Here is a 24,229-nt window from a genome sequence, read left to right as displayed (position 1 = left end):
CCTACGTTTACTGCTGCTTGGGGCTCATTTTCTGTTTTACCAATTCATAGATTGGTGGAATGACGGAGATCAAGATAATCCCGAAAATTACTAAGGTGAAGTTTTTCTTCACTAAAGGAATGTTCCCGAAGATGAAGCCTGCAGCTACAAAACCTACTACCCACAGAAAGCCACCGATGATGTTATAAGAAAGGAACTTGCTGTACTTCATGGTTCCTACCCCAGCCACAAAAGGCGCAAACGTCCGGATGATGGGAATAAACCGTGCAAAGATGATGGTCTTGCCTCCATGCTTGTCATAGAAAGCCTGTGTTTTGAGCAGATACTCTTTCTTCAGGAACCGATAGTCTCGCCGGAAAACCTTGGGCCCAAAATAGTCTCCAATGAGGTAGTTTAAGGTATCTCCCAGGAAAGCGGCCACAAAGAGCAATGCCAGCAGTATCCAAACATTCAAAACTCCGGTAGCTGCAAAAGCCCCGGCAGCAAACAGCAGGGAGTCACCAGGCAAAAAAGGCATTACTACCACGCCTGTCTCCACAAAGATGATGAGGAACAGGATGGCGTAGGTCCAGGTGCCATAGTCAGAGATGATCTGGCTCAGGTGTTGGTCTAGGTGCAGAAATAGATCGATGAACTGGCGGAGTAACTCCATGGGGATGTACCTTTTAAAAAGTGGGTTAGACTAGTTTGTCTAATAAGTTTTTGTCAAGGAAGTGCGTGAAGGTATCGCCCCGTAGCCCTAATCTGATCGTTTCTAAAGGCACAATCTCATTAGGCGCAATATTTCCTAAGTTCACATTGGCACCTAATAATTTGATAAAGAAAACTTGCTGGGCTTTCTGGGGAGCTTCCCAGATGATTCTCTCAGAAGGAATTTTGGTCAGGATTTCTTCTACTAAGCCACTTCTCACTTCTCCGGTAGACCGGAAAAGCCCTACGTTACCGGCTTCTCTAGACTCACCAATCACTTTCCAGGCACCGGCATCTAACTCGGCCTGCATGAGGCTGATCCATTTGTAAGGAGGAATGATCTTGGTGTCATCTTTTGACCCTACTTCTGATAATACGGTTACCTGCTGAGCCAGCGTTCGGATATATTCGCATTTTAGGCTATGGTCCATGTCAATGGAACCATCAGAAATCTCGGCGAAGGTCAAGCCGTACTTGTCCAGTAACCGACGGTAATCCTCGAACTGCCCTCTTACAATAAAAGCTTCAAACAAAGTCCCTCCCAGGTAAACAGGAATTCCGGCGGCCCGGTAGATATCTATCTTCTTGTCTAAGTTGGGGGTGACAAACGAAGTAGCCCAGCCTAACTTCACAATGTCAACGTACTCTCCAGCTACCTCTACAAAATTCTCAGTTTCTCTTAAGCTTAGGCCTTTGTCCATGGCCATGGTGAAACCGCTCTCTCTGGGTTTAGGAGTGCGTTGGGGGAGGTGGGAAAGTTCGTAGTTCATGAAAATGGTTATTTACGATACTGGTCTATCAGGCGAGACAATGCCCGCTGAGACTCCAGTTCTGGAAAGAAATCGAAGAGCAGCTTGTGCTTATCGAAGTCCAAAATTAACGCATTTTCTAAATAATTGTATGCTTGCTTATACTTTCCTGCTGCCAAGCTGTAGGCGCAAAGCCGATACTGAAGTTCTGCCTCGTCGGGCTGAAGCTCTAACGCATTCAGAAGTAAGTCAATAGCTCCCTCAAAATTACCCTGCTCATAGAGAATGATGGACCAGTTAAGCCAGATATCCTTGTTCTCAGGCGCAAGGGTACTGGCTTGCTCATAGGCCTCTACACTGGAGATGATGTTCCCTAAGTTGTATTCGGCAGCAGCCAAGGCTAACCAGTAATCCGCATTATCGGCGTAACAGGCAATGGCTTTGCGGTAATGGTGCACCGCCTCCATCCATTTCCCCTGCAAGTCAAGAATTACCCCAATCCCGAACCAGGCCTCGTCCATCTCAGGGGAAAGGTCAATGGCCTTTTGATAGTACTTGTGCGATAGATCCCATTGAGACAGCTTTTCATAGCACTCCCCTATGTTACACAGGATGTCTGCGTTTGGCTCTGTATGCTCCAAAGCTGCCTGAAAAGACTCAATGGCTTTGGTGAATTCACCTAAATAGACATAGTTATTAGCAAGGTTTACAAAAGCAGGAGCTAAATCAGGCTGAATAAGGGTGGCATATTCATACGCTCCCACCGCTTTTTCATAATTTCCTAATCGGCTTTGCGCCAACCCCAGGTTAAACCAGGCCATGGCAGAATATGGGTCTTCATCCACGAACTCCTGAAAGAAGGAAATAACTTCCTCTCCTTCGCCCGTAATCTCCAGACAATAAAGCAGTTCCTGCAGGGCCAGCTCATTCTCCATGTTAAGGCGGAGGCTCTTCTTGTAGTACTTCATGGCTGCCTTGAACTTGCCCCAACTCTGGTAAGACAGACCAATGTTGAAGTATATATCATCCTTCACCTCTGACTGTTCCACCGCCTGCTTGAAGCAATCAATGGCTAGTGCAAAGTCTCCTTTTTGGTTGAAGATAATGCCTTTGGTAAGGGGAATGTCTTCGTTGCCCGGTTCCATCTGTGCTACTTCTTCCACCAGGTGCAGTGCCTCATCAAAGGCTCCCAGCATAGCTAAGATCTGCGCCTTGTCAATTAATAGTTCAGTAGAATAAGGGTATTGGGTTATACCTACATCACAAGCCTTTAAAGCCTGGCTGTAGTTAAAATTATTGGCGTAGTAGTCTATGATACTCTCATAGTCTGAGAGATCAAAAAAGACAGTATGATTGGCTTCCAGCATGGTTTCAAACCTTTTTACAAGGTCTAAGTCTTCGCTGGAGAAATCTTCAAAATTATCGTTCATCTACAAGTAAATCTCAACACGGGCTGTACTTCTACAGCCCCTTTCTATACAACACATACCCTTGCAGGAAAGAGTTCTATCAGCTTCTTGCCTTTACAAGTTGCTCACAACTCCAACGCAGGGTATCTTCCAACGGACGAAAGGTTAAACCAGTTGCCGCCTTCACTTTCTCATTGGAATAAAAGTGCTCTTCTTTGGCTATTCGGGCAGTTTCTTTAGTGATGAGTGGTTTGGTACCTGTCAACTTTCCTCTCACACTTTCAATCCGCCAGACTACCTCCGCTACCCAGTCAGGCACCTTAATACTGGGTGCTTTTTTCCCCATAAGATTTGCTGCCTTTTGGAAGAAATCCTGATATGAGGCTTGGTGACCATTAATGATAAAACGTTGTCCCCAATGGTTTCCGTTCATTAATCTAACCATCGCTTCCACCACATCCCGCACATCTACGAAGTTAGCATACCCGTGAGTATAGAAGGCGCGCTCCTCAGAAATATATTTGAACAACTGAGTGCTGCTCCGGTCCATATCTCCCGGGCCCAGAATAACCGATGGGTTCACGATCACAGCTTTCAGGCCTTCAGAGACTCCTCTCCACACCTCCATCTCAGCATAATGTTTAGAAAACGCGTACACTGACCGCTCAACCGCCGGGTCCCACTTGACATCTTCCTTGATGACCTTGTCACTCTTTTTCCTGCTGATGGCGGCAATAGAACTTACATGGCACAAGTGCACACCGGGTTTTTCAAGACACGCATCCACTATGTTGGTGGTACCTTCTACATTTATTTGCTGGAGCAAACCCGCGTCTTGAGGAGCATAAGACACAAAGCCTGCACAATGGTATACTTCCTCTACTTGTTGGACCAGTGATCTTACCAACAAGGCATCCAAGATATCACCTTCTACCCATTTGAGTCTTGGATGGGTTACTTTTGAAACAGTTTTCCTAAAAAGGGCCGTAATCGTATAGCCATCCTGCAGTAAACGCTCTAACAGAAAATGACCTAGAAGGCCGCTGCCACCGGTAACCAGTACATGTTTCAAAAGAAATTGTGTTTGAATTAAAGGCTGGAGTTCAGAAGAGGGAGTTTCATTGCTTCCTGGAACAAAGGCTCAGCCACTACCCTTTCCAGAACTTTGATATGCTTCATAGAGTGCGTGTCTGTCCCCAGAAACTCTACTGCCTTTTTTTGAATAAGTTGACGAGCAACTTCCTTTGCTTGTTTGGAATAGTAGCCAGTTAATGAATTGGTATTCACCTGAAACAATACTCCTGTTTCTCTCAAAGAAAGTAACGCGTCAATTCTATTGTAAAAGTAGGTATAACGTTCTGGATGCGCCAATACCGGTGTATAGCCAGCCGCCTGTACGGCAAAGATCACCTGACGTAAATGAGCGGGCTCATTCATATAAGATGTTTCAATGAGTAGGAATTTACGGTCGCCTCCAAAAGATAAAAGCTCTTCTCCATTCTGAACTTTAGAAAAGAACCATTCATCTATGTAATACTCAGCCGCACAGGAAAGCTCTATCTCTATTCCCCTGGATGCTGCAACCTCCTGCAGTTCCTTCAGTTTTGCCCTGATAGAAGCTGGGGTGTTTTTATAAAAATCTCCCATAATATGGGGAGTCATGCAAAGCTTCTTAAACCCCATTCCATAAAGGGCCTCCAAAAGCTCCATAGAATCTTCAATAGTAGTAGCACCATCATCTAACCCTGAAAGAAGATGCGAATGCATATCTGTCACAAGATCAGCAAATGAAGAGGTAGCAGACTCTTTCTTACCCCAGAGTTTCTTAAAACTACCCCACATAGCTTCTATTTGAAAATAGATTTCAATTTGCTACCAACAGTGGGCTTTACTTCTTCATCATAATATCCTTGACCATAGCCGTATCCATAGCCATACCCATAGCCGTACCCATAGCCGTACATGTTCATACTGCTCACGTCGTTCAGGATGGTAGCCATGTTGGAAAGATGGTTGGTGCGCACTAGCTTATCAATCCCCTTCAGGAAAGCTTTTTTAGAATAACCAGCCCGCACAATGTAAAGGGGAACATCTGCCTTACGCATAATCAAGACCCCATCTGTTACTAAACCTACAGGCGGACTATCTATTAAAACGACATCATACATTTGATGCAGTTCCTCTAAAACATTATCGAAACGGCTACCCATGATCAGCTCAGACGGGTTGGGAGGTGTAGGCCCAGCTGAAATAAAATCCAGATCAGGAACTGACGTCTGCTGTAAGCATTCTGCTAAAGAATGTTTGTCAATCAAGACAGTACTCATCCCCTTACTGTTGTCTCCATCCAAGGCAATGTGCACTTTGGGCTTACGCATATCTAAGTCTAGAATGACCACCTTCAACCCGGACATGGCAATGATTCCACCTAAGTTTACGGCCACGAACGTTTTCCCCTCGCCGCTGATGGTAGAAGTAACGGAGATAATGCGTTTTTTCTTTGAGGCACTCATGAACTCTAGGTTCGTCCTAATGGAACGAATAGACTCGCTCAAGGCTGATTTTGGGTTCTGATTTACTACCAGCTTAGAGAACGGCATTTTCTGCTTATCATAAGACGGCACAACTCCAAGCACTGGCACAGACGTATTGCGCTCCAACTCCCGCACATTCGCGACAGTATCATGCATTAGGTACCTCGTGGCAATCAAGCCTACCCCTAAAAACAAACCACCCGCTATTCCAATAGCATAGATAATGAAGGGGTTTGGCGAGATAGGAGCAGATTCACTAGGAAGGCTGGCAGGGGATAGTATTTGAAAATCAGCGGTTGTGCCAGCCATGGCTATACCATACTCGACTCTTCTGTTCAGAATTTGAGTAAAGAAGCTTTCATACAAACCGAAGATACGCTCCAATCTGGCGCGCTCTGTTTCCTTAGAAGGAGCCTGCAGGATTTTCCCTGTCAATTCTGACTGATTTCTGTCTATGTTATTAATTTTGGTTTGCACCAATCCTTTGCTCCCATTAATAACATCTCTCAACCTGTTTTGCGCAATCTCCAAGCGTTCTTCCAAGGAATTATCGGCAAGAGTATTCCCCCTACTTGTTAGCCTCCTTGTTCTTTGTTGAGCCTGCAAATCGCTCAGTTCAGTTAATTGTTCCGCTAATTGAGGATCTTGGTTTTCTTGTCCCTGAATACTAGAAGCAATCATCCCTAAATCCTCATTCCGTTGGACCTTTGTTTGAATGGTATTCAAAAGGGACAACTGAAAACGCAATTCAAGCTTTTCTTTTTCCAACTCCTGAACCTGCGCTAAAGCTTCCTGAAAATTTGCTTTGAGGTCGTAAGACATATTTTGTCTCACAAACCGCTCAATGTCATTCTCTGCTTTTCTAAGACTGTCTTCCGTCTCTTTTAGCTGCTCATTTAAGAAGTTTAGCGTCTGCTTGCTAGCTTGATTACTTCGCTCAAGCTTATATTGCAAATACACAGTATCTATGTTATTAACAATATCACGTGCTTTGAATCGGTTAAAATCTTTGAAGGCTATTTGTATAGTCTTAGATTCTGGATTCAGTATTGCAGTAGTTAAATTAGTGTCTATGTATCCTTTCAGGCGTTGGTCACTATTCACAATGAAGTAGTAAACTATCCCTACATTAGAAGAAGAAAAGTTATTTACTGGATTTATAGAAAAAGTACTTCCCGAAACAGTTATTGGGTTTCCCACTGTATAGGACGATTGGTTCCCATTCTCCCCTACATATAAGTCAAAGCGACTTGGGGAAGTAAACTTTACATATATCTTTTGGTCATATAAGTTAAAGCTTTCATTATCATAACTAACTTGAAAAGGACTGTCTTTGTATAACTCTGCATCTAACACCCTAGCTTCCACAAAGTAACTCACCTGTAAAGGCATTGTCTTCTTAAGTCTTTCAAAAACAATGTTAGATTTAATAAGATCAACCTCTCCTTGTAGTTGCCCAATGCCAGATTCTACTTTTAACCCACTGTTTTGTAAACCTAAAACTCCTGCCTGTGACTGCTCATCTAGCTTAATAGTGGAAGATGACTCATATACTTTCTTTGTATATCTTAAATAAAGATATGACCCGCCAATACCTAACAGAACAAGCAATATAATCCAAGGAATGCTCCTTTTTGCAACATGTAAAAGGGTAACGAAATCAATACTGGTTCCGCCGTCATCATCCTCATCTTCGCCGCTACCCAAACGATGATCCAGTTCATCCAGATCATTGACTGTCTTTACACTCATGAAACTATTCTGTAATTATATTCCTGATAACAATGTAAGAGGTAAGCACATTTGAAAGTGCTCCAATCACTGTTAAAACATCTCTAAGTGACTCATTGAAAACCCTCTTTACAGGCTCTACATATATCACATCATTAGGTTGAACCCTTAGGCTTGCTTTTTGCAATCCAGCAATGGTAGATAGGTCTATCACATGCACAATAGGCTTTTCAGTAGCAATGTCTCTAATAAGCCTTATATTCTGTGCTTTCCCATTTTCAGGCATTCCGCCAGCTAAAGCTAACACTTCTACAACATTTATATTTTCGCGCTCTAAAGGAACCACACTGCCACCAGTTGCACCCAGTACAACAACCCTTCTGCTAATTACCTCAGAATAAACAAAGGTGTCTCTGTAATAAGTTTCAAACTGGCTTTGGAACAAACTATCGGCTTGGGAAACAGTTAAGCCTCTAACTTGAACAAACCCTATCATGGGGACTTTTATTTCACCATTTGGCAATACCGTATACTCCGGGGACTGTTGCTGTCCCATTTGCTGAACCCCTGCATTGTTCCTTCCTCCACCCTGTAGTTCCTGCCGCAAAAAATTATTTGGATCAATTAAAATCTCACCTTTGTTGGTGTAAATGCGGATGCTTAAAACATCATTTGGCTGAATTCTATAGTTACGGCCAGCCTCTGCCATGGAGGCACGAAGCAAATCAGCATTCACATCGCCATCAGTTCTAAACATTACATTCTGCCTGTAAACATTACAGGAGCTCAGTTGTAAAATCCCTATCAATAGGAAGAGATAGAAAAGATGTCTGCGAAGAGTAAAGAACATATTGAGTAAGAAGATTCTTGACAAAAATTTATAGTCTGCAAGGGCAAATAGCATTAGTACAGACAAAGCCAATCACAAAGTAAGGCAAAAGTAATGGCTACGCCAAAATCTTATGTTTTCGGCACTAAGCAGTTCATCCCCTATTGGCAGGCTACCCCTTGTATAAATTTACAACTTCCTGCACGTTAATATATTAATTACAGTTGAACACAATACAGGAAACACCACATGCCTATAAATATTGCAATACTCACCTAAGTAGTTAATACAAAATGAGTGGCTCACTTAAAGTTTTAACTAACAAACGTTAGCCAGTTTAGAAAACTTTAATTACTTTTATCAAAAAGAACGCACGCTCATCCTATACTAATATGCAACTTATATATAATGAAAATCAGCAGATGATTGCGGAGATGATCCGTGATTTTGGCGCAAAGTCTATCAAACCTGACATGATGAAGTGGGATGAGTCTCAGGAGTTCCCAATTCATGTTTTCAAACAATTAGGGGAACTTGGCTTAATGGGAGTATTAGTCCCTCAGGAATATGGTGGATCAGGATTTGGTTATTTGGAATATGTTACTGCCATTGCTGAGCTATCCAAAATTGATGCGTCCATTGGGTTGTCCATGGCTGCTCATAATTCATTATGTACGGGCCATATCTTACAATTTGGAAATGTGGAACAGAAAAGAAAGTGGCTTCCAAAATTGGCGACAGCTGAATGGATTGGAGCCTGGGGTTTAACAGAACCTAACACTGGTTCTGATGCAGGGAATATGCGTACGGTTGCCGTAAGAGATGGGGACCACTGGGTGTTGAACGGAGCAAAAAACTTCATTACCCATGGTAAGTCCAGCAACATTGCGGTAGTGATAGCCAGAACGGGTGAAGTGGGTGATTCACATGGCATGACGGCCTTTGTGATAGAAAAACCAACCCAAGGGTTCTCTGCCGGCAGAAAAGAAGATAAACTAGGAATGCGCGCTTCAGAAACCACAGAACTAATTTTTGAAGATTGCAGAGTACCGCATGCAAATATCTTGGGCGAAGTAGGCGAAGGCTTTATCCAATCTATGAAGGTATTAGATGGTGGACGTATTTCTATAGCAGCTTTGAGCTTAGGAATTGCCCAGGGAGCATACGAAGCAGCCTTGGCTTATTCAAAAGAACGCCAGCAGTTCAACAAGCCTATCTCTCAATTTCAGGGAATTGCCTTCAAAATAGCTGATATGGCAACAGAAATTGAGGCAGCAGCCTTGCTTACTTATAGAGCTGCTGACATGAAAAACCGGGGAGAGAACGTAAACAAGGAATCTGCCATGGCCAAGTTGTACGCATCTGAGGTTTGTGTGCGGGTAGCCAATGAAGGGGTGCAGATCTTTGGCGGATACGGCTATACTAAAGATTATCCTGCAGAGAAATACTACCGGGACTCTAAACTTTGCACCATTGGCGAGGGCACCTCAGAGATTCAAAAACTTGTTATCTCCAGGGCAGTTTTAAAATAATTAGGAATTAGGTGTTGACTGAGAAAATATTTGTCAATATCTTTGCAATCCTTAAAACAACTGACTTTAAAATCAATCTATTATATGATTATCATCAACGTAAAGGATAACGAGTCTGTAGACAAAGCCTTAAAGAGATTCAAAAAGAAATTTGAAAGAACTGGTGTGCTGAAACAACTGCGTGCTAGAACATTTTTCCAGAAGCCTTCTGTAACTAAAAGAAAGCAAAAGGAAAGAGCTGTTTATAAGCAACAATTGTTCGCTACAGACAACTACTAGTCTTTATCCATAGAAATTACGTGCTAATTCCATAAATTAGGGGGTATCGCTTACCAGCGGCTACTTTCTAATTTATGGAATTATTTTTTAAGTACCTCCAGTACGAGAAGCGCTTCAGTCCGCATACTATCATCTCGTACCAAACAGACCTCCAGCAGTTTCAAAGCTATTTAAAGGAGGCTTATGAACTGGAAGACATATCAGTGGCAGACCATGCCATCATCAGGTCCTGGGTAGTCACGTTGGTTCAAAAAGAGTTTGATAGCCGAACCATCCATCGCAAGATTGCCTCACTTCGCTCCTATTTTAAGTTTTTGATGCAGCAGGGTAAAATAGAAAGCAACCCAACTGTTCGCATCAAGGCTCCCAAACTTGCAAAAAAGCTTCCGGCCTTTATTCCTGAAGACGCGTTCACCCAGCTCCTGGACCAGAGCGAGTTTTCTGATGATTACAAAGGGCAGCGGGAAAAGCTAATTCTTGAGCTTTTGTATGGCACTGGCATGCGTTTGGCAGAATTGACCAACCTTAAACTGGAAGACCTGAATCTTTCGGCCAATACGTTGAAGGTGCTGGGTAAGGGAAACAAAGAGCGGATATTGCCTTTGAATTCTTCTTTAGTGATTGCTTTAGAAAAATACATCCAGAAACGGCAAGCTGCATTTCCCAATAACAATTCTTCTTTTCTCTTCGTTACGGATAAAGAGGCTCCCCTCTACCCAAAGTATGTATACCGGGTGGTGAAAAAGCACATGAGTTCTGTGTCTACTGCTATCAAAAACAGTCCGCACGTGCTCAGGCATTCATTCGCCACGCACTTACTTAACCGAGGGGCAGATCTAGGGGCCATCAAAGATTTGTTGGGTCACGCCAGTTTGGCGGCCACGCAGGTCTACACCCATAATTCCATTGAGAAGCTCAAAGCCGTTTTTGAGAAAGCTCACCCCAAAGCTTGATTCGTAACAACCTAAAGAAGTAAACTATGAAACTGCAAATCCGATCTGTACACTTCACCGCAGACCAAAGTCTGTTAGATTTCCTTCAGAGAAAAATTGATAAGCTAGATACCTTTTTTGACAGAATAGTAAGCGGCGAAGTGGTTCTGCGTATTCAGAAGCCAGAGTCGCATGACAATAAATTAGTGGAGGTGAAAGTGTTTGTGCCAGGTGCCACCTTGTTCTGCTCAGAAGAAGCCGGAACCTTTGAAACCGCCACAGACAAAGCCGTGGAAGATATCAAAAAGCAGTTGATTCGATACAAAGACAAATTAACTACCCATTAATATTTAAGTCATTTAAAACAAAAAAGAGCCCCGTTTGGGGCTCTTTTCGTTAAAACAGGGTAGAAACGTTTTTCCTATAAAGAGAAAGCCGCTTTGATTTTGTCAACATAATCCAGTTTTTCCCAGGTAAAAGTTTCAAACTCTCTAGTTTCCTTTTGACCATTTACCTGGAACTCTACTTTCTTAACTCCGGCCTCGCGTCCCATGTGGCCGTAAGCAGCAGTCTCAGAGAAGATAGGGTTCTGCAGTCCAAAACGCTTTACAATGTCATAAGGACGCATCTCAAATAATTCATTCACCTTGTTGGCAATCTCACCATCAGTCATGGTTTCGCCATTAGCACCTTTTACTTTGGTAGTACCGTAAGTGGTCACATACAACCCAACTGGCTCTGCCACCCCGATAGCATAGGCTACCTGTACCAGCACCTGGTCTGCAACACCGGCAGCTACCAAGTTCTTAGCAATATGACGGGCTGCATACGCAGCAGAACGGTCAACTTTAGAAGAATCTTTTCCAGAGAAAGCTCCTCCACCGTGAGCACCTTTGCCCCCGTACGTATCTACAATAATCTTCCGACCAGTTAACCCTGTATCACCGTGTGGGCCACCAATCACGAATTTACCAGTAGGGTTAATGTGGTAGGTGATATCCTCAGCAAATAGATCTGCTGTGCGTTGAGGCAATTTGCTTTTAACCCGCGGAAGCAGGATGTTCAACACATCTTCTTTGATTTTGGAAACCATTTTCTCCTCTGCTTGTCTGGAAGCAGATCTATCAGTGGCATCCGACGTTTCAAATTCATCGTGCTGCGTAGAAATGACAATAGTGTCAATTTTCTCTGGCACGTGTGTGTCTGAGTAACGAATAGTCACCTGTGATTTAGCATCCGGGCGCAGGTAAGTCATTTCCTTTCCTTCCTTTCGGATAGCTGCTAACTCTTTCAATAGCAGGTGAGAAATCTCTAACGCCAAAGGCATATAACTGTCGGTTTCGCTGGTAGCGTAGCCAAACATCATTCCTTGGTCACCGGCCCCCTGATCTTCTGGGTTTTCGCGCTCTACCCCCTGGTTGATGTCTCCTGACTGCTCATGAATGGTGGAGATAACCCCACAGGCTTCGGCGTCAAACTTGTACTCAGATTTGGTATACCCAATGCGGCGGATTACCTCACGGGCTACTTTCTGAACGTCTACGTAAGCGTGAGATTTCACCTCACCACTCAACACGACCAATCCAGTGGTAACCAACGTTTCGCAAGCAACCTTTGATTGAGGATCCTGTTTCAGGAATTCATCTAACAGTGCGTCAGAAATTTGATCGGCTACTTTGTCCGGATGTCCTTCAGATACCGACTCAGATGTAAAAAGATAAGGCATTATCTAGATTATAATTACAACATAAGGCGGTTCAGCTTTTGGACCGCGAGGGACAAAATTAGTCTAATTGGCGGAGATGCAAAAAATTAAACCACAATTGATCGCACCATCTTTCATAACCTGCAGGTTATACAGCAGATTGTCCAACTTCCTATTTTGCCCATCCTTTCAGAAAACACCACTAAAAACTCTGCTTTGCTCCTCTATGTGAAGCCTCAAGTCCTCTCTAAGCGATAGATAGAAACCTTTTATATCCCTGCCCGTTTCAGAAACATCTTAGAATCTATATTTATCAATACAACCCGCACCTATGAAAAAAAACATTTGTACCCTTATTATTAGCTTGTTCACGTTCACCCAGGTTTTTGCGCAATCAGACTCTCCTTATAAAACCTCTTTCAAGGTAGACGCTCCAATAACGGCGGCAGGAATTGGGCTAAGCGGATTAGGGCTATACTTAATGCAGCAGAAAGAGCCATTTACGCAAGAAGAAGCTATGGCTCTTAAAAAAAGTGATGTCAACAGCTTTGACCGTTTCTCAGCAGGCAACCACAGCGCAAGCGCTAAGAAAATAAGCGACGTGATGCTGTACAGCTCTTTGGCCGCTCCTGGATTGCTGCTTCTTGATCCTGAAGTAAAAACAGGTCAATTGTTGGCTTTGTATGTAGAAACCATGTCCATAACGGGCACTTTGTTCACCATGGGTTCTGCTGCCTTCCCAAGAGCCAGGCCTCTTACCTATAGCCCCGAAGTAGAAATAAGAGAGAAAACCCGTTCTAATTCCCAGAACTCTTTCTTTGCCGGGCACACCGCTGCTGTATCTACTGTTTCTTTCTTCACAGCCAAGGTTTTTCATGATTACAATCCAGACTCACCAGCCCGACCATTTGTGTGGGCAGGCGCAGCGATTGTTCCAGCGGCGGTTGGATATTTGAGATTAGAAGCTGGCAAGCACTTCCTCAGCGATAACCTGATTGGATACGGTGTAGGTGCGGCAGTTGGTATCCTGGTTCCGCAATTGCATAAGAAAGGTAATAACAGTGGGATCTCATTGTACCCCAATGTTATTCCGGTGATGGGTCAAAACTTGGACGGCGTAAGTCTTCAATATAAGTTCTAATGAAACTGCTTTTAAGAAGGCTTCGTCCCTTATTAGTCTTAGTGGCAGTTGTGCAACTGTCTGCGGCTCCCTTGCGTGCGCAGGATGCTACGCCTTTGTACCACACTAATTTGTTGCGTGATGGCCTGATAACCGCGGGTGGTGTCTCCATGTCTGTGGCAGGGTCTTATCTCCTTACAAATAAAACCAGGCTAACTGAAGGAGACCTAAGGTTTGTCAATGAAGACCAGGTAAACAGTTTTGACAGGTGGGCCGCCGGCAATTACAGCAAGAAAGCAAAAGACGCAAGCGATGTTTTCTTTTACTCTTCATATGCCCTGCCCTTACTTTTCTTAGCCGACCAGGAAGCAAGGCCGCATCTGAAGGACATCTTCTTTCTTTATGCCGAATCCATTTCGTTGACGGGTGGTTTGTATGCCCTTACTGCAGGGCTAACCAACCGGAAAAGGCCGAATGTATATGCCACTCATGCTCCCCTAGAAGAACGGTTGCACAAGTATGCCACTAATTCTTTCTTTGCAGGCCATACCGCTGCCACAGCCAGCGTTGCTTTTTTTACGGCGAAGGTCTTCCATGATCTGCACCCTAACTCTCCATGGCGCCCTGTAGTCTGGGGAGCAGCCGCCGCAGTTCCGGCTACTGTAGGGTATTTACGGTTGAGGGCCGGAAAGCATTTCCTGAGTGATAACATTGTAGGCTATACCGTAGGCGCCACAATAGGCATTCTGGTCCCAGAACTTCATAAGCAAAATCGGGAAATGGGCTGGAGATTAGTTCCTACTTCAGAGCAGCTTCCTGGCGAGTTTTTGCAGGGAGTCGCCTTAACTAAGCGTTTTTAAGTCACTTTTTAGAAATCACCACTAAAACAGAGAAGCCACCTGAATTGGGTGGCTTCTCTGTTTTAGTGGTGATTCTATTTGGGGTCCGTTTTATTCAAATTGGTCTCAAAAAGCTTCAGAATTCGTTTGTACTCATCTGTCCAGCTGCTGGGCTCCACAAATCCGTGGTCTTCTACAGGATACACCGCTAGTTCCCAATTTTCTTTACCTAATTCAATAAGGCGCTGTGATAGCCGGACAATGTCCTGGAAGTGGACGTTAGTATCTACCATGCCGTGGCACATCAAAAGGGCACCTTTCAATCCTTCAGCATAGTAAATTGGGGAGCTTCGGGCATAGGCTAAGCTATCCTCTTGCGGTTCATTCAAAATGTTGGAGGTATAGCCATGGTTATAATGCGACCAATCTGTTACTGAGCGCAAAGCGGCTCCTGCTGCAAATACATCGGGTTGGGTAAACATAGCCATCAGGGTGATAAATCCGCCATACGAGCCGCCATAGATGCCTATCCGCTTGGGGTCTACTTTGTATTTATCCACCAGCATTTTGGCGCCGTCTACGTGGTCGCTTAAGTCTTTGCCGCCCATGTGCCGGTAAATTCCGGTTCGCCAGTCACGGCCGTACCCTTTACTTCCCCGGTAATCTATGTCCAGTACAGTGTATCCTTTGTCTACTAAAAGATTGTGGAACATGTACTCTCTGAAATAGGTGCTCCACCATTTGTGGGCATTTTGCAGATAACCAGCCCCGTGCACGAAGATGACTGCAGGGCCATTACCAGACGCATTCTCTGGTTTGTATATTCTGGCATGTACATCGGCACCATCTGCTGCTTTGTAGGTAATTACCTCGGGCTCCCGCCAAGGGTATGCGCTGAATTCTGGAGTGGTAGATTTTGTGATCTGCACTGGCTTGGCACCTGGCTTATTGTCCATCATATACAGCTCCCAAGGTTTGTTGGAATAGGAGTACCGAATGGCCAATGTTTTTTCATCGGGTGACATGGTTACTTCATGTGCACCTGTCATTTTGGTGATCTGCTCCATTCTGCCCCCTTTTAACGGTATTCTATAGAAATGCTGCTCACCGGGGTGTACTTGGTTTGTGGTGAGGTACCAATACTTTTTGTCTTTTGATTGGTAGATACTTAGCACTTCAAACGTACCAGAGGTAAGGGCCTTTTTCTGGCCAGTGGCTACATTCACATTGTATAAATGGGCATACCCACTCTCTTCTGACAAGAACCAGATGGTTTCATTGTCTGGCATCCACCCTATTTCACCGGGACCATAACCGTTGATCCAGGCTTCATCATGCTGCCGGTCTATTGTCTTGATGGCACGGGTAGTAGGATCGAAGTTCATGATCCAGCGGTCTTTGTTATCGTGGGATCTGGCCACCAGTACTGCCTTCTTTCCATCAGGAGAGTAGTATGGACCAAACATCATGATCTTCCTTGTTTCAGCACTGGTCCAGGCAGTATCAGAACGCTTTTGGTTTTCTCTAAGGAAATCCGGCTTCTCTTGGATTCCGGAGAGTCCTTTGAAGTAAACCAAGTACGTAGTGTCAAGTTTGGTATCATACAAGCCTAACTCATACGTAGCCTGAACCGCTCCCACCTTAGTTCTGGTAGGAATGTCCTCGGTGTAGCCAGAGGCTGTCACGTAATTAGGTACCTGGGCAATCTTGCTGTTGGCAGGTCGTGAAACTAACCTATAGGTAATAAATCGCTCATCAGGGCTTAGAATAACATTATCTACAGTTTTGTCTTCAATGTAAATCTCTTTGGGCCTGTTTCTGGCTGCTTCCTTTTGTGCCAAGCGTTGCTGCTTACGCTCTTCTTCCCTTTTCTGGATGATCTTTAGCAACTCCACTTGCTGCTCGCGCAGGAATGCCTCTTGTTTATCTTTGATGAGATTTGGGTCAGCAGGCTTTCTGCCTTTCCGGAAATCTGTCAGTTGCCGGATCTGGCCGTTGCCTACGCTCCAGGCATACAAGTTTCCGTCTTTGAAATAGGTTACTTCCTGTTCATCAAAGGTGAAAGCTGGGGAAGATTCCCGCTCTACGGTTTTAGTTACCTGGCTCAGTTTTCCAGATTTGAGGTCTACCAGAAAGATGTCCCCCCCACGTTCATACACTCTGTTATTTCTGTTCTGTGTATAAGCGCCCCCCGGCGTAAATAACCTCTGGCGCTCTGCGGCTGACACCTTCGTTACTTTCTTGCTGTTGGTTTGTACAACATATAAAGAATCTCTGCTGGCTTTCTCAGGATTCCATTGGAAGTACACGCGTTTGCTATCATCAGACCAGTAAATATCAGAGGGTGAAGTACCAATCCACAGGGCAGGATCCTGCATAATCTTTTCAACCGTAAGGGTAGGTTTGGTTTGGGCGTTGCTGTGTAAAAAAGGCAACAACGCTATGGTACCTAAAATAAGGTATTTGGTGATAGTGTGCATTTGGGGCTTGCTTTCTGGAAATTGATCAAAAAAGGCATTATGATACTAACATAGCATTGACTATTCTCTGTTTCTATCCCTCTTTTTGAAAAAAAGGAAAGAACAGGCTGATCATAATCAATACATATTATGCAGCAGACTCAAGTAGAATAAAAATTTAAAGTGCTACAACAGGATGTTTTTTATGGAAATCAGTTTTATCCTGATACTCTTTCACGAAGGCCAGCAGATTTGCTTCGCCAAACAGTTTCCCGATGAAAGTGATAGTAGTAGGCCGATTCTGGTTCGTAAATCCATTTGGTATTACCACACAAGGGTGCCCCGTTAAGTTTGTGATCACTAGATTACTACCGGCAAAAGACGGCGACACATACACATCAACCTGCTTCATCAATTTTTCCATTTCCTGTACTAATTGATAGCGTACTCGTTGCGCCTGCAGATATTCTACGGCCGGAATAAACCGAGCGCTTCTGAAGGTATTAGGCCAGGCATTTCTGTCCTGGTTTACCATTTTGTCTACTTGCCCGTTAAGGGTGATATCTTCAAAAGCGGCTGCTCCTTCTACAGAAATGGTCATTACCAGATCATTCACCGGCAGCTTTGGTAATTCTATAGGAATCAATTCATGCCCTGCCTTTCTTAGCGCCTCAAGAGTAGCTTGGTCCTGTGTTTTGAAGGCATAAGTTCTCTCAAAACCGCTCTTCAGGTAACCAATACGCAATTTCTTTACATTGATTTCTGGCGTATAGTTGAAAGGAGCATCTAAGACAGATTGATCTTTTCCGTCTGGTCCATAGATGGCATTGAATACAATGGCGCAGTCTTCCACTGATCTGGTAATTGGGCCAATCTTATCCATGGACCAACTCAAAGCCATAGCGCCATGTCGGCTCACTCGTCCATAGGTTGGTCTCAAACCCGTGGTGCCGCAAGCGGTGGAAGGGGAAACAATGGAGCCTAATGTTTCAGTACCAATGGCAAATGGAAGCAACCCTGCCGCCACTGCAGATGCAGAACCCGCCGAAGAACCGCTTGACCCGCGCGTAATATCCCAAGGGGTTCGTGTTTTACCACCGTACCATACATCACCCATGGCCAGTTCGCCTAAGGTCAACTTGGCGACTAACACTGCACCGGCATCCCGCAACTTTTGAACTACCGTAGCATCTTCGTCAATGACTTGGTCTTTGTAGGGTACTGAGCCCCATGTAGTCTTATAGCCTTTGGTGCTTAGTAAATCTTTCACCCCAAATGGTATACCGTGAAGTAGTCCCTTGTACTTCCCTTTTTTGATTTCAGCATCGGCCTGTTTCGCCTGTTGCATGGCTAATTCTTCTGTGTAAGAAGTGACGCAGTGCAGTTTTGGGTCATATTTCTTTAATCTGGCCAAAAAGAACGTTGTAAGCTCAACTGACGAGATTTTTTTCGTGCGCACCAACTCAGCCAATTCTCTTACAGTCAAGTAAGCTATGTCTTCTCTGTTGGCCGGTAGGTCTACCTTCTTCAGTTCAGACGCTTTGAATCTCTCCCTTTCCCGCTCAAACGTAAAACCTACTGGTATTGGGTTGAATTGAAGGGCAGGCGGTACACTGTTCTCCAGCTTAGCTTCCCGCAAACGGATATAGCTTTGCCGTAGGTCTGTGAGTTCCGTAAGGGCAGTGTCAAGTTGACTAGGCTTGAAGTCAAGTCCCAAAAGTTTTTGGGCACTTTGTACCATTGGCACGGTAATCTTCTCTACTTCCAGCGTCCTGCCTACAAAGGCTCCTGAAAAGAAAAGTGCTAGTCCCATCAGGGAAAGAGCTATGGCTTTATAATTGGTTTTAATCATGCTGATGTTAGTTCTGTTTGACAAGACAAGTTATAGAAAGGGGGTTAGTTAGTCATAGTACTCCAATGTTTATTTAGCTTTTATCCCATAAAAAAAGCCCCAGAAATAAATCTGGGGCTTTTTTTATGGGATAAAACTTCCTATTGGTTTATATTAATTCCTATCCGGTCATATTTAGGACTTGGAGCCAATACGTCATTACCACGCAATTCAAGTACTAACCTTACAGAGGTTGGCGAACCCGCAGCAGGTGCACCTGGGTTCAAGATTGGAATTTCTACATAGCCAAAGCTTGAGTTAGCAGGTATGGTCACAGTACCAGTAAGAGCGCCATAATGTCTACCCTGTACAGCCGTAGTTTCTTCTTCTACTACTACATAAGGCACAGTTTGAGCTTCACTTCTCTGAGGCCCAACCAAATTAACGCGTAGTCTGAAAACCCCATTAGTGGCAGCCCAGGTTCTGGTAATAACCGTATCTGCGGCGAAACCACCAGTAGCACTGGTCAAAACACTTCTACCGTATTGAGGTCTACGGGTTAGTAAGGTGTAGTCTTTTGACACTCCACCCACAACTGAACGGGCATTATACGTGGCTGCATCAAATTCTACTAAGCTGCCTTCCCACAGAATCTCCTCGTTCTCTATGCAAGAGTTTAGTAAAAGAGCTGCAAAAGCAAATAAATATAAAAACTTCTTCATGTCTGATATCAATTAATAGCCAGGATTTTGTTTCAGGTTTGGATTACCGCCAACATCATTCAAAGGAATGGCAGGTAATATCACGTCTTCTGTAAAGGCGACTGTAGTACCTAGAGCGGGTTTATTAATATCCATTCCCAATCGTTTAAGGTCAAAGAACCGGTGTCCTTCAAAGGCAAATTCTAAACGACGTTGCAACAAGATCTCTGTGTTCAGAGCAGCACTTGTAGCCGCTACACTTGGGGCCAATCCTCTGTTAGTTCTGATTGTATTCACATCTGCCAAAGCAGCAACCAGGTTCCCTGTATTGGCATAAGCTTCTGCCCTGTTCAAATACATTTCGGCTATACGGATCACAGGTATGTGGTCCAAGTTGATTTCACCATTTTTGCCAAGGAACTTAGTAGTCTCTACCCAAGGGTTTCCTCTACCACTAGTACCTACCTCAAAAAGCAAGTTACGTACGTCAGAAGAGCGGGAAGCTATGGCCGCAGTAGCAGTTCCGTTAGAATTAACTGCAGGAGAAGTAGCAGTAGCAGGATTCAAGGCCATAGTAATCCCCAAGTCTGTCAAAAGAGTAGGAGTAGGCACTAAGTCACCAAAACCACCTGTTCTTGTACGGTCTCCTCTCACTACCAAGGTTGTGAAGGTGGTCTGTAAAGACTCATTTACCCCAATGTTTTCAGCAGGTGTTTGAAATGCCACATGAAATATGGTTTCAGGATTAGTTGCTTCAGACCAGCTGGCTACATAGTTTGCCGGAGTGGCTAACGTGGTTCCTCTGGCAGTAATTACTGCAGTTGACATCTCAATTACTTTAGGGTAGTCTTTTCTATAAAGAGCTACTCTGGAGTAAAGTGCCTGGGCTGCTACTTTAGAGGCTCTCCCCACATTGGAGATGGCCCCAAGTTTAGCAACAGCATCATCTAAGTCAGCATAGATAGCATCATATACCTCATTGATTGGATCTCTGGCTGGTAAGAAGGCAAGAGCTTCTGCTCCAGAGCCAAATGTCTGAGTTACAATAGGCACTCCACCCATGTTCTTAGACTCTACAACCGCACCTGGAATATAGGCGTAAGACCTTACCAAGTCAAAGTGATACAAAGCTCTAAGGAATTTAAGCTCACCTTCAAAAGCAGCTTTGTTATCAGCTGTAACCGTTGGGTCCTGCAACGCAGGAAGCGCCGCAAGCACTAAATTGATACGTTGGATAGCATCATAAGCAGTACCCCAATGGGTAAAATGTGCATTAAGTGCGTTCCGTGCTTCGTTTACTAATCTACCAGATTTATTTGTAGCCCGTCCATTATCTGAAAGTGCCTCTGGTAAGGTAATTAACCTGTTACCATACATGGTAAGGTTTTTCAATGGAGTGTAAGCACCCAGAATAGCTGATCTTACTCCATCACCAGTAGTCAATGCTGTACCAGCATCTATCGCTGTTTTAGGATCAATATCCAATAAATCCTCACAAGATACCGTAGAAAATGCCATACTGGCAGAAAGCACTACGGCACCTATTCTATATAAAAAACTTTTTCTCATTTTCTGTTTGATTAAAATCCTAATTGAACACCAAAGGTTACGTTCTTAGATTGCGGTATGATACCGGTAGCCACTCCATAGAACTCTGGGTCATATCCTGGGAAATCTGTATAAGTGTAAAGGTTAGTGGCCTGTACATACATTCTGGCCGAGGAAAACACTTTTGTTCTGGCCAATAAAGAAGAAGAAAAGTTATAGCCAAGCTGCATGTTCTTCAACCTTATATAATCTGTCTTGAAGTAGTTGCGGGTAGAAGCAATAGCGTGGTTACTACCTTGTGACTCAGTACCGCCGTTATATGGCCTTGGTACATCAGTGATTTGACCTGGAGTTGTCCATCTTCTGTTATAAAGATCAGTCAAGCTATTGAAGGTTCTGTTACCATTCTCTGCTAAGAAGCCATATTGCCCGTCAAACTCGGTTCTTCCATATTGGTATTGGAATAGGAAAGTAAAGTCAAAGCCTTTGTAAGAGAAAGTGTTTTCAAGACCACCTGTATGTCTAGGAAGGGTAGAACCAATTACTCTACGGTCTGCCGCAGCAACCTGATAGGTTGGGTTGTTATCTTTATCTAACCACATAGGCCTTCCTGTAGCAGGATTTACACCGGCATACTCATATGAATAGATCACACCCAAATCTTCTCCTACAATAAGTGAATAGCTTGGCGTATTCTCAACATCGTTATACAACCGTGTTATCTCATTCTTCACAAAACCGTAGTTGAAGTTAGTTCTCCACTGGAAATCACCCTTGTCAATATTGATAGTGTTCAGTTCAAACTCAGCTCCTTTTTGCTCCAAGGCACCTACGTTAACGGTTACAGTACTATAACCGGTTGTTAACTGCAATGGAAGGCTGAATAAAAGGTCGTCATTCTTTTCAAAGAAACCACCTATTGTACCGGAAACTCTGTTCCCAAAGAAGGCAAAATCTATACCTACGTCTGTCATAGTACGAGTTTCCCACTGAAGAACGGGGTTAGCAAGGTTGGTCTGAGCAATACCCAAGGCACCGGCATAAAGCCCGGCATTACCGTAAAGAGCTCTGGCATCAAAGTTACCAATACCTCCACCACCGCTACCATCACGGCCATTCTTACCCCAGCTTGCTCTTAATTTCAAAGAAGATACCCAATCAACATCTGCCATAAAGTTTTCATCAGCCACGTTCCAGGCTGCTGCCACCCCAGGGAAGAAACCATATTGGGTATCTTTACCGAAGCGAGAAGAGCCATTATAAGACATGATTGCTCTTAGAGTGTATTTCCCATTGAACACGTAGTTGATTGATCCAAAGGCACCAGCTCTTTTGTAACCAGTAAAGCCTTCTCCAACGCTCACAGGGGTACTTGCACTACCTAAAGTTCTGAACTCTGGCGTTGGGAAACCCGATACGTTAGCGAAAACATTACTACGTACATCTCTTCTGTACTCTAAACCCGTTTGGGCTTCAATTTTATGCACATCTGCAAACGTTCTTGCGAAAGTCAACAATTGTACGGACTGAAAGTTCGTCAACCAGTCAACAGTTCTAAACCCTCTTCCTCTTACCACGAAAGCGTCTGGCGTTCTTGGGTCACGATATTGTTCTCCATCAATACTGTTGTAATCTAAGCTATAGCTAGATCTAAATGAAAGACCAGGAAGGATCTTATAGTTTACAGCAAAAGAGCCTAACACACCAGTAGTTCTTTGTGAACCGGAGTTAAACTCATTAACCGCAGCCACGTTCTGGTTTAGAATACCTCTAAACACCTGTCCGCTACCAGGCAACCCGTAATAAGTACCGTCTTCATTTCTGATAGGGTTACTCGGCAGAATCAAGCTAGTTGCAAAGGCAGGGTTACCCAGAAATGATCCAGAAGTTGCAAATGGTGCTTCCTGAGTAACATTGCTTAAGTTCAAGGTAGTTGAGAAACTTAGATTATCTGTGGCAGCATGGTCTAAGTTTAACCGCGCACTTGCTCTTCTGAAGTCAGCCTTAGACAAGATAGCAGACTGCTCCTGGTAAGCACCAGACAAATAGAAAGTTGTTTTCTCGTTTCCACCTCTGGCAGAAAGTTCATAATTATTTACTACCCCTCTTTGGAAAGCTTCATCTTGCCAGTCATACGTTGGCAATGCGGCAATCTGAGCATCTGTAGCATTGGCAGGAAGACCAATCTCATTAAGTACTATACCTCTGGCACCTGCAGGGTTGTTCGCATTTGTAACAGCCTCTGTTCTTAAAGCATAATATTGCTGTGAGTTCAACACATCAAATTTCTTTAATCTCTCTGCTAAGCCAGTGTAATAATTAGCCGTAAAATTAGTTCTACCTGCTTTCCCTTTCTTGGTAGTAATGATTACTACCCCATTCGCCGCCTGAGAACCATAAACTGCCGCCGTTGCCGCATCTTTGATTACCTCAATAGACTCGATATCATTGGTGTTAATTCCCGCAAGCGGGTTGGCAGATGTTACCCCTGATCGTGTGGCGCCGGTATTAATTTGCACCCCGTCTACAATGTACAGCGGCTGGGTACCTCCATTTACAGAGCCTACTCCCCGGATTTGCACATTCACAGAACCACCTGGGATACCGTTGCTAGACTGCACTACTACCCCGGCAGCTCTTCCTTGCAACGCTTTGTCTAACGAAGCAATAGGCTGGTTTTGGATAGAGGCACCACTTACCTGAGCAATTGAACCTGTTACCTCGCGCTTCTCCTGCACGCCATACCCAGTTACTACTACTTCAGAAATTTGACGAGCATCTGTTGCTAATCGTACGTTCACAGTAGATTGGTTTCCAACGGCTATTTCTTGGTTTGAATAACCAATAAAAGAGAACACCAAAGTTCCGCCTGCATTAGGCACACTGATTGAATAGGCGCCGTTAACATCAGTAGGTGATGCTGTCGTGCTGCCTTTGAGTTGAACTGTTACGCCAGGCATTCCCTCTCCTGTTGCTGCGTCAGTCACTCGTCCTGTTACAGTTCGTGATTGTGCCCACGCTTGTGTAAAAAGCGTCAACACTAACACGAAGCTGAAAAGTAAAGCTTTCTTCATGTTGGTTTTGTAGTTTGTTTGTAGAAAAAATTATTGTTTGTTAACCAAATTTAACTTTAAAAGCTTTCTTAACAAATTCTTAACATAATAATTTTTTTCTCAAAGAAATTATATTAGTTCTATTCGTACTAAAATAAATTCCAAATCTTATTTTTTGTTGCATTACCTATAATTCCTTTAATATATTTAATATAAAATTGGATTTATTCTAAAGGATTTATTTAAGATTTATCAATTTCGCATCATATGGAGATATGCATTTTCAAT

General features: G+C 43.9%; 19 protein-coding genes. 6 read left to right on the top strand and 13 right to left on the bottom strand.

Going from position 1 to position 24,229, the window contains the following annotated elements:
- Window positions 1–7: 7 nt before the first annotated feature.
- The 7 genes from DC20_RS11270 to DC20_RS11240 form a co-directional block, all read right to left on the bottom strand.
- A complete protein-coding gene (locus DC20_RS11270; protein ID WP_062543921.1) occupies window positions 8–652 on the bottom strand; it encodes a DedA family protein in 645 nt (214 codons plus the stop codon).
- Between the two features lie 25 nt (window positions 653–677).
- Entirely contained in the window at window positions 678–1,460 is a 783-nt protein-coding gene (locus DC20_RS11265; RefSeq protein WP_062543920.1) for a phosphosulfolactate synthase, read from the bottom strand.
- 8 nt (window positions 1,461–1,468) lie between these two features.
- The gene (locus tag DC20_RS11260) at window positions 1,469–2,869 is read right to left on the bottom strand and encodes a tetratricopeptide repeat protein (protein WP_062543919.1); all 1,401 of its coding nucleotides are present in this window, start codon (window positions 2,867–2,869) and stop codon (window positions 1,469–1,471) included.
- A 79-nt stretch (window positions 2,870–2,948) separates the two neighbouring features.
- Window positions 2,949–3,920 carry an NAD-dependent epimerase/dehydratase family protein gene (locus DC20_RS11255; protein WP_062543918.1) on the bottom strand — a complete coding sequence of 324 codons (972 nt, stop codon included), beginning with the start codon at window positions 3,918–3,920 and terminating at the stop codon, window positions 2,949–2,951.
- Window positions 3,921–3,937: 17 nt separating this feature from the next.
- On the bottom strand, window positions 3,938–4,615 hold the full coding sequence (locus DC20_RS11250) for a tyrosine-protein phosphatase (protein WP_245652198.1): 678 nt from the start codon (window positions 4,613–4,615) through the stop codon (window positions 3,938–3,940).
- 80 nt (window positions 4,616–4,695) lie between these two features.
- A complete protein-coding gene (locus DC20_RS11245) occupies window positions 4,696–7,134 on the bottom strand; it encodes a GumC family protein (protein WP_062543916.1) in 2,439 nt (812 codons plus the stop codon).
- Between the two features lie 4 nt (window positions 7,135–7,138).
- Complete coding sequence (locus DC20_RS11240; protein ID WP_169788180.1) at window positions 7,139–7,870, bottom strand: polysaccharide biosynthesis/export family protein; 732 nt, start codon at window positions 7,868–7,870, stop codon at window positions 7,139–7,141.
- A gap of 464 nt (window positions 7,871–8,334) precedes the next feature.
- On the opposite strand from DC20_RS11240, the gene DC20_RS11235 reads away from it, so the two are divergent.
- The 4 genes from DC20_RS11235 (at window position 8,335) to hpf (ending at window position 11,032) form a co-directional block, all read left to right on the top strand.
- A complete protein-coding gene (locus DC20_RS11235) occupies window positions 8,335–9,474 on the top strand; it encodes an acyl-CoA dehydrogenase (protein WP_062543914.1) in 1,140 nt (379 codons plus the stop codon).
- A gap of 84 nt (window positions 9,475–9,558) precedes the next feature.
- Window positions 9,559–9,753 carry a 30S ribosomal protein S21 gene (gene rpsU / locus DC20_RS11230; protein ID WP_048919238.1) on the top strand — a complete coding sequence of 65 codons (195 nt, stop codon included), beginning with the start codon at window positions 9,559–9,561 and terminating at the stop codon, window positions 9,751–9,753.
- Between the two features lie 74 nt (window positions 9,754–9,827).
- Complete coding sequence (locus DC20_RS11225) at window positions 9,828–10,706, top strand: tyrosine-type recombinase/integrase (RefSeq protein WP_062543913.1); 879 nt, start codon at window positions 9,828–9,830, stop codon at window positions 10,704–10,706.
- A gap of 26 nt (window positions 10,707–10,732) precedes the next feature.
- Entirely contained in the window at window positions 10,733–11,032 is a 300-nt protein-coding gene (gene hpf / locus DC20_RS11220) for a ribosome hibernation-promoting factor, HPF/YfiA family (RefSeq protein WP_062543912.1), read from the top strand.
- A gap of 74 nt (window positions 11,033–11,106) precedes the next feature.
- Here the strand turns inward: hpf and metK are convergent, their stop codons facing one another.
- Window positions 11,107–12,411 (bottom strand): methionine adenosyltransferase, encoded by a 1,305-nt coding sequence (metK, locus tag DC20_RS11215; protein ID WP_062543911.1) that lies wholly within the window; start codon window positions 12,409–12,411, stop codon window positions 11,107–11,109.
- 310 nt (window positions 12,412–12,721) lie between these two features.
- On the opposite strand from metK, the gene DC20_RS11210 reads away from it, so the two are divergent.
- Window positions 12,722–13,531, top strand: a complete 810-nt coding sequence (locus DC20_RS11210) for a phosphatase PAP2 family protein (RefSeq protein ID WP_062543910.1) — start codon at window positions 12,722–12,724, stop codon at window positions 13,529–13,531.
- Window positions 13,531–14,370 (top strand): phosphatase PAP2 family protein, encoded by an 840-nt coding sequence (locus DC20_RS11205; protein WP_062543909.1) that lies wholly within the window; start codon window positions 13,531–13,533, stop codon window positions 14,368–14,370. Before DC20_RS11210 ends, DC20_RS11205 begins: the two co-directional genes overlap by 1 nt.
- Before the next feature lie 74 nt (window positions 14,371–14,444).
- Here the strand turns inward: DC20_RS11205 and DC20_RS11200 are convergent, their stop codons facing one another.
- The 5 genes from DC20_RS11200 to DC20_RS11180 form a co-directional block, all read right to left on the bottom strand.
- Window positions 14,445–16,829 (bottom strand): prolyl oligopeptidase family serine peptidase, encoded by a 2,385-nt coding sequence (locus DC20_RS11200; RefSeq protein ID WP_062543908.1) that lies wholly within the window; start codon window positions 16,827–16,829, stop codon window positions 14,445–14,447.
- A gap of 157 nt (window positions 16,830–16,986) precedes the next feature.
- Window positions 16,987–18,660, bottom strand: coding sequence for an amidase (locus DC20_RS11195; protein ID WP_083470309.1), 1,674 nt, complete (start codon window positions 18,658–18,660; stop codon window positions 16,987–16,989).
- 140 nt (window positions 18,661–18,800) lie between these two features.
- A complete protein-coding gene (locus DC20_RS11190) occupies window positions 18,801–19,361 on the bottom strand; it encodes a DUF4843 domain-containing protein (protein WP_062543907.1) in 561 nt (186 codons plus the stop codon).
- Between the two features lie 12 nt (window positions 19,362–19,373).
- Window positions 19,374–20,909, bottom strand: coding sequence for a RagB/SusD family nutrient uptake outer membrane protein (locus DC20_RS11185; RefSeq protein WP_062543906.1), 1,536 nt, complete (start codon window positions 20,907–20,909; stop codon window positions 19,374–19,376).
- A gap of 11 nt (window positions 20,910–20,920) precedes the next feature.
- A complete protein-coding gene (locus DC20_RS11180) occupies window positions 20,921–23,962 on the bottom strand; it encodes a SusC/RagA family TonB-linked outer membrane protein (RefSeq protein ID WP_071885442.1) in 3,042 nt (1,013 codons plus the stop codon).
- Between the last annotated feature and the right edge of the window lie 267 nt (window positions 23,963–24,229).

Origin of the sequence: Rufibacter tibetensis, from assembly GCF_001310085.1 — a bacterium.
Lineage (GTDB): Bacteria > Bacteroidota > Bacteroidia > Cytophagales > Hymenobacteraceae > Nibribacter > Nibribacter tibetensis.
The sequence above is the reverse complement of the archived record's forward strand: the minus strand, read 5'-3'. Positions and strand labels throughout refer to the sequence as shown.

Bases quoted from the DNA above. Each gene is read 5' to 3' on its own strand.
- DC20_RS11270 (WP_062543921.1), bottom strand. From the start codon at position 652: ATGGAGTTACTCCGCCAGTTCATCGATCTATTTCTGCACCTAGACCAA.
- DC20_RS11265 (WP_062543920.1), bottom strand. From the start codon at position 1,460: ATGAACTACGAACTTTCCCACCTCCCCCAACGCACTCCTAAACCCAGA.
- DC20_RS11260 (WP_062543919.1), bottom strand. From the start codon at position 2,869: ATGAACGATAATTTTGAAGATTTCTCCAGCGAAGACTTAGACCTTGTA.
- DC20_RS11250 (WP_245652198.1), bottom strand. From the start codon at position 4,615: ATGCATTCGCATCTTCTTTCAGGGTTAGATGATGGTGCTACTACTATT.
- DC20_RS11245 (WP_062543916.1), bottom strand. From the start codon at position 7,134: ATGAGTGTAAAGACAGTCAATGATCTGGATGAACTGGATCATCGTTTG.
- DC20_RS11240 (WP_169788180.1), bottom strand. From the start codon at position 7,870: ATGTTTAGAACTGATGGCGATGTGAATGCTGATTTGCTTCGTGCCTCC.
- DC20_RS11235 (WP_062543914.1), top strand. From the start codon at position 8,335: ATGCAACTTATATATAATGAAAATCAGCAGATGATTGCGGAGATGATC.
- rpsU (WP_048919238.1), top strand. From the start codon at position 9,559: ATGATTATCATCAACGTAAAGGATAACGAGTCTGTAGACAAAGCCTTA.
- DC20_RS11225 (WP_062543913.1), top strand. From the start codon at position 9,828: ATGGAATTATTTTTTAAGTACCTCCAGTACGAGAAGCGCTTCAGTCCG.
- hpf (WP_062543912.1), top strand. From the start codon at position 10,733: ATGAAACTGCAAATCCGATCTGTACACTTCACCGCAGACCAAAGTCTG.
- metK (WP_062543911.1), bottom strand. From the start codon at position 12,411: ATGCCTTATCTTTTTACATCTGAGTCGGTATCTGAAGGACATCCGGAC.
- DC20_RS11210 (WP_062543910.1), top strand. From the start codon at position 12,722: ATGAAAAAAAACATTTGTACCCTTATTATTAGCTTGTTCACGTTCACC.
- DC20_RS11205 (WP_062543909.1), top strand. From the start codon at position 13,531: ATGAAACTGCTTTTAAGAAGGCTTCGTCCCTTATTAGTCTTAGTGGCA.
- DC20_RS11200 (WP_062543908.1), bottom strand. From the start codon at position 16,829: ATGCACACTATCACCAAATACCTTATTTTAGGTACCATAGCGTTGTTG.
- DC20_RS11195 (WP_083470309.1), bottom strand. From the start codon at position 18,660: ATGATTAAAACCAATTATAAAGCCATAGCTCTTTCCCTGATGGGACTA.
- DC20_RS11190 (WP_062543907.1), bottom strand. From the start codon at position 19,361: ATGAAGAAGTTTTTATATTTATTTGCTTTTGCAGCTCTTTTACTAAAC.
- DC20_RS11185 (WP_062543906.1), bottom strand. From the start codon at position 20,909: ATGAGAAAAAGTTTTTTATATAGAATAGGTGCCGTAGTGCTTTCTGCC.
- DC20_RS11180 (WP_071885442.1), bottom strand. From the start codon at position 23,962: ATGAAGAAAGCTTTACTTTTCAGCTTCGTGTTAGTGTTGACGCTTTTT.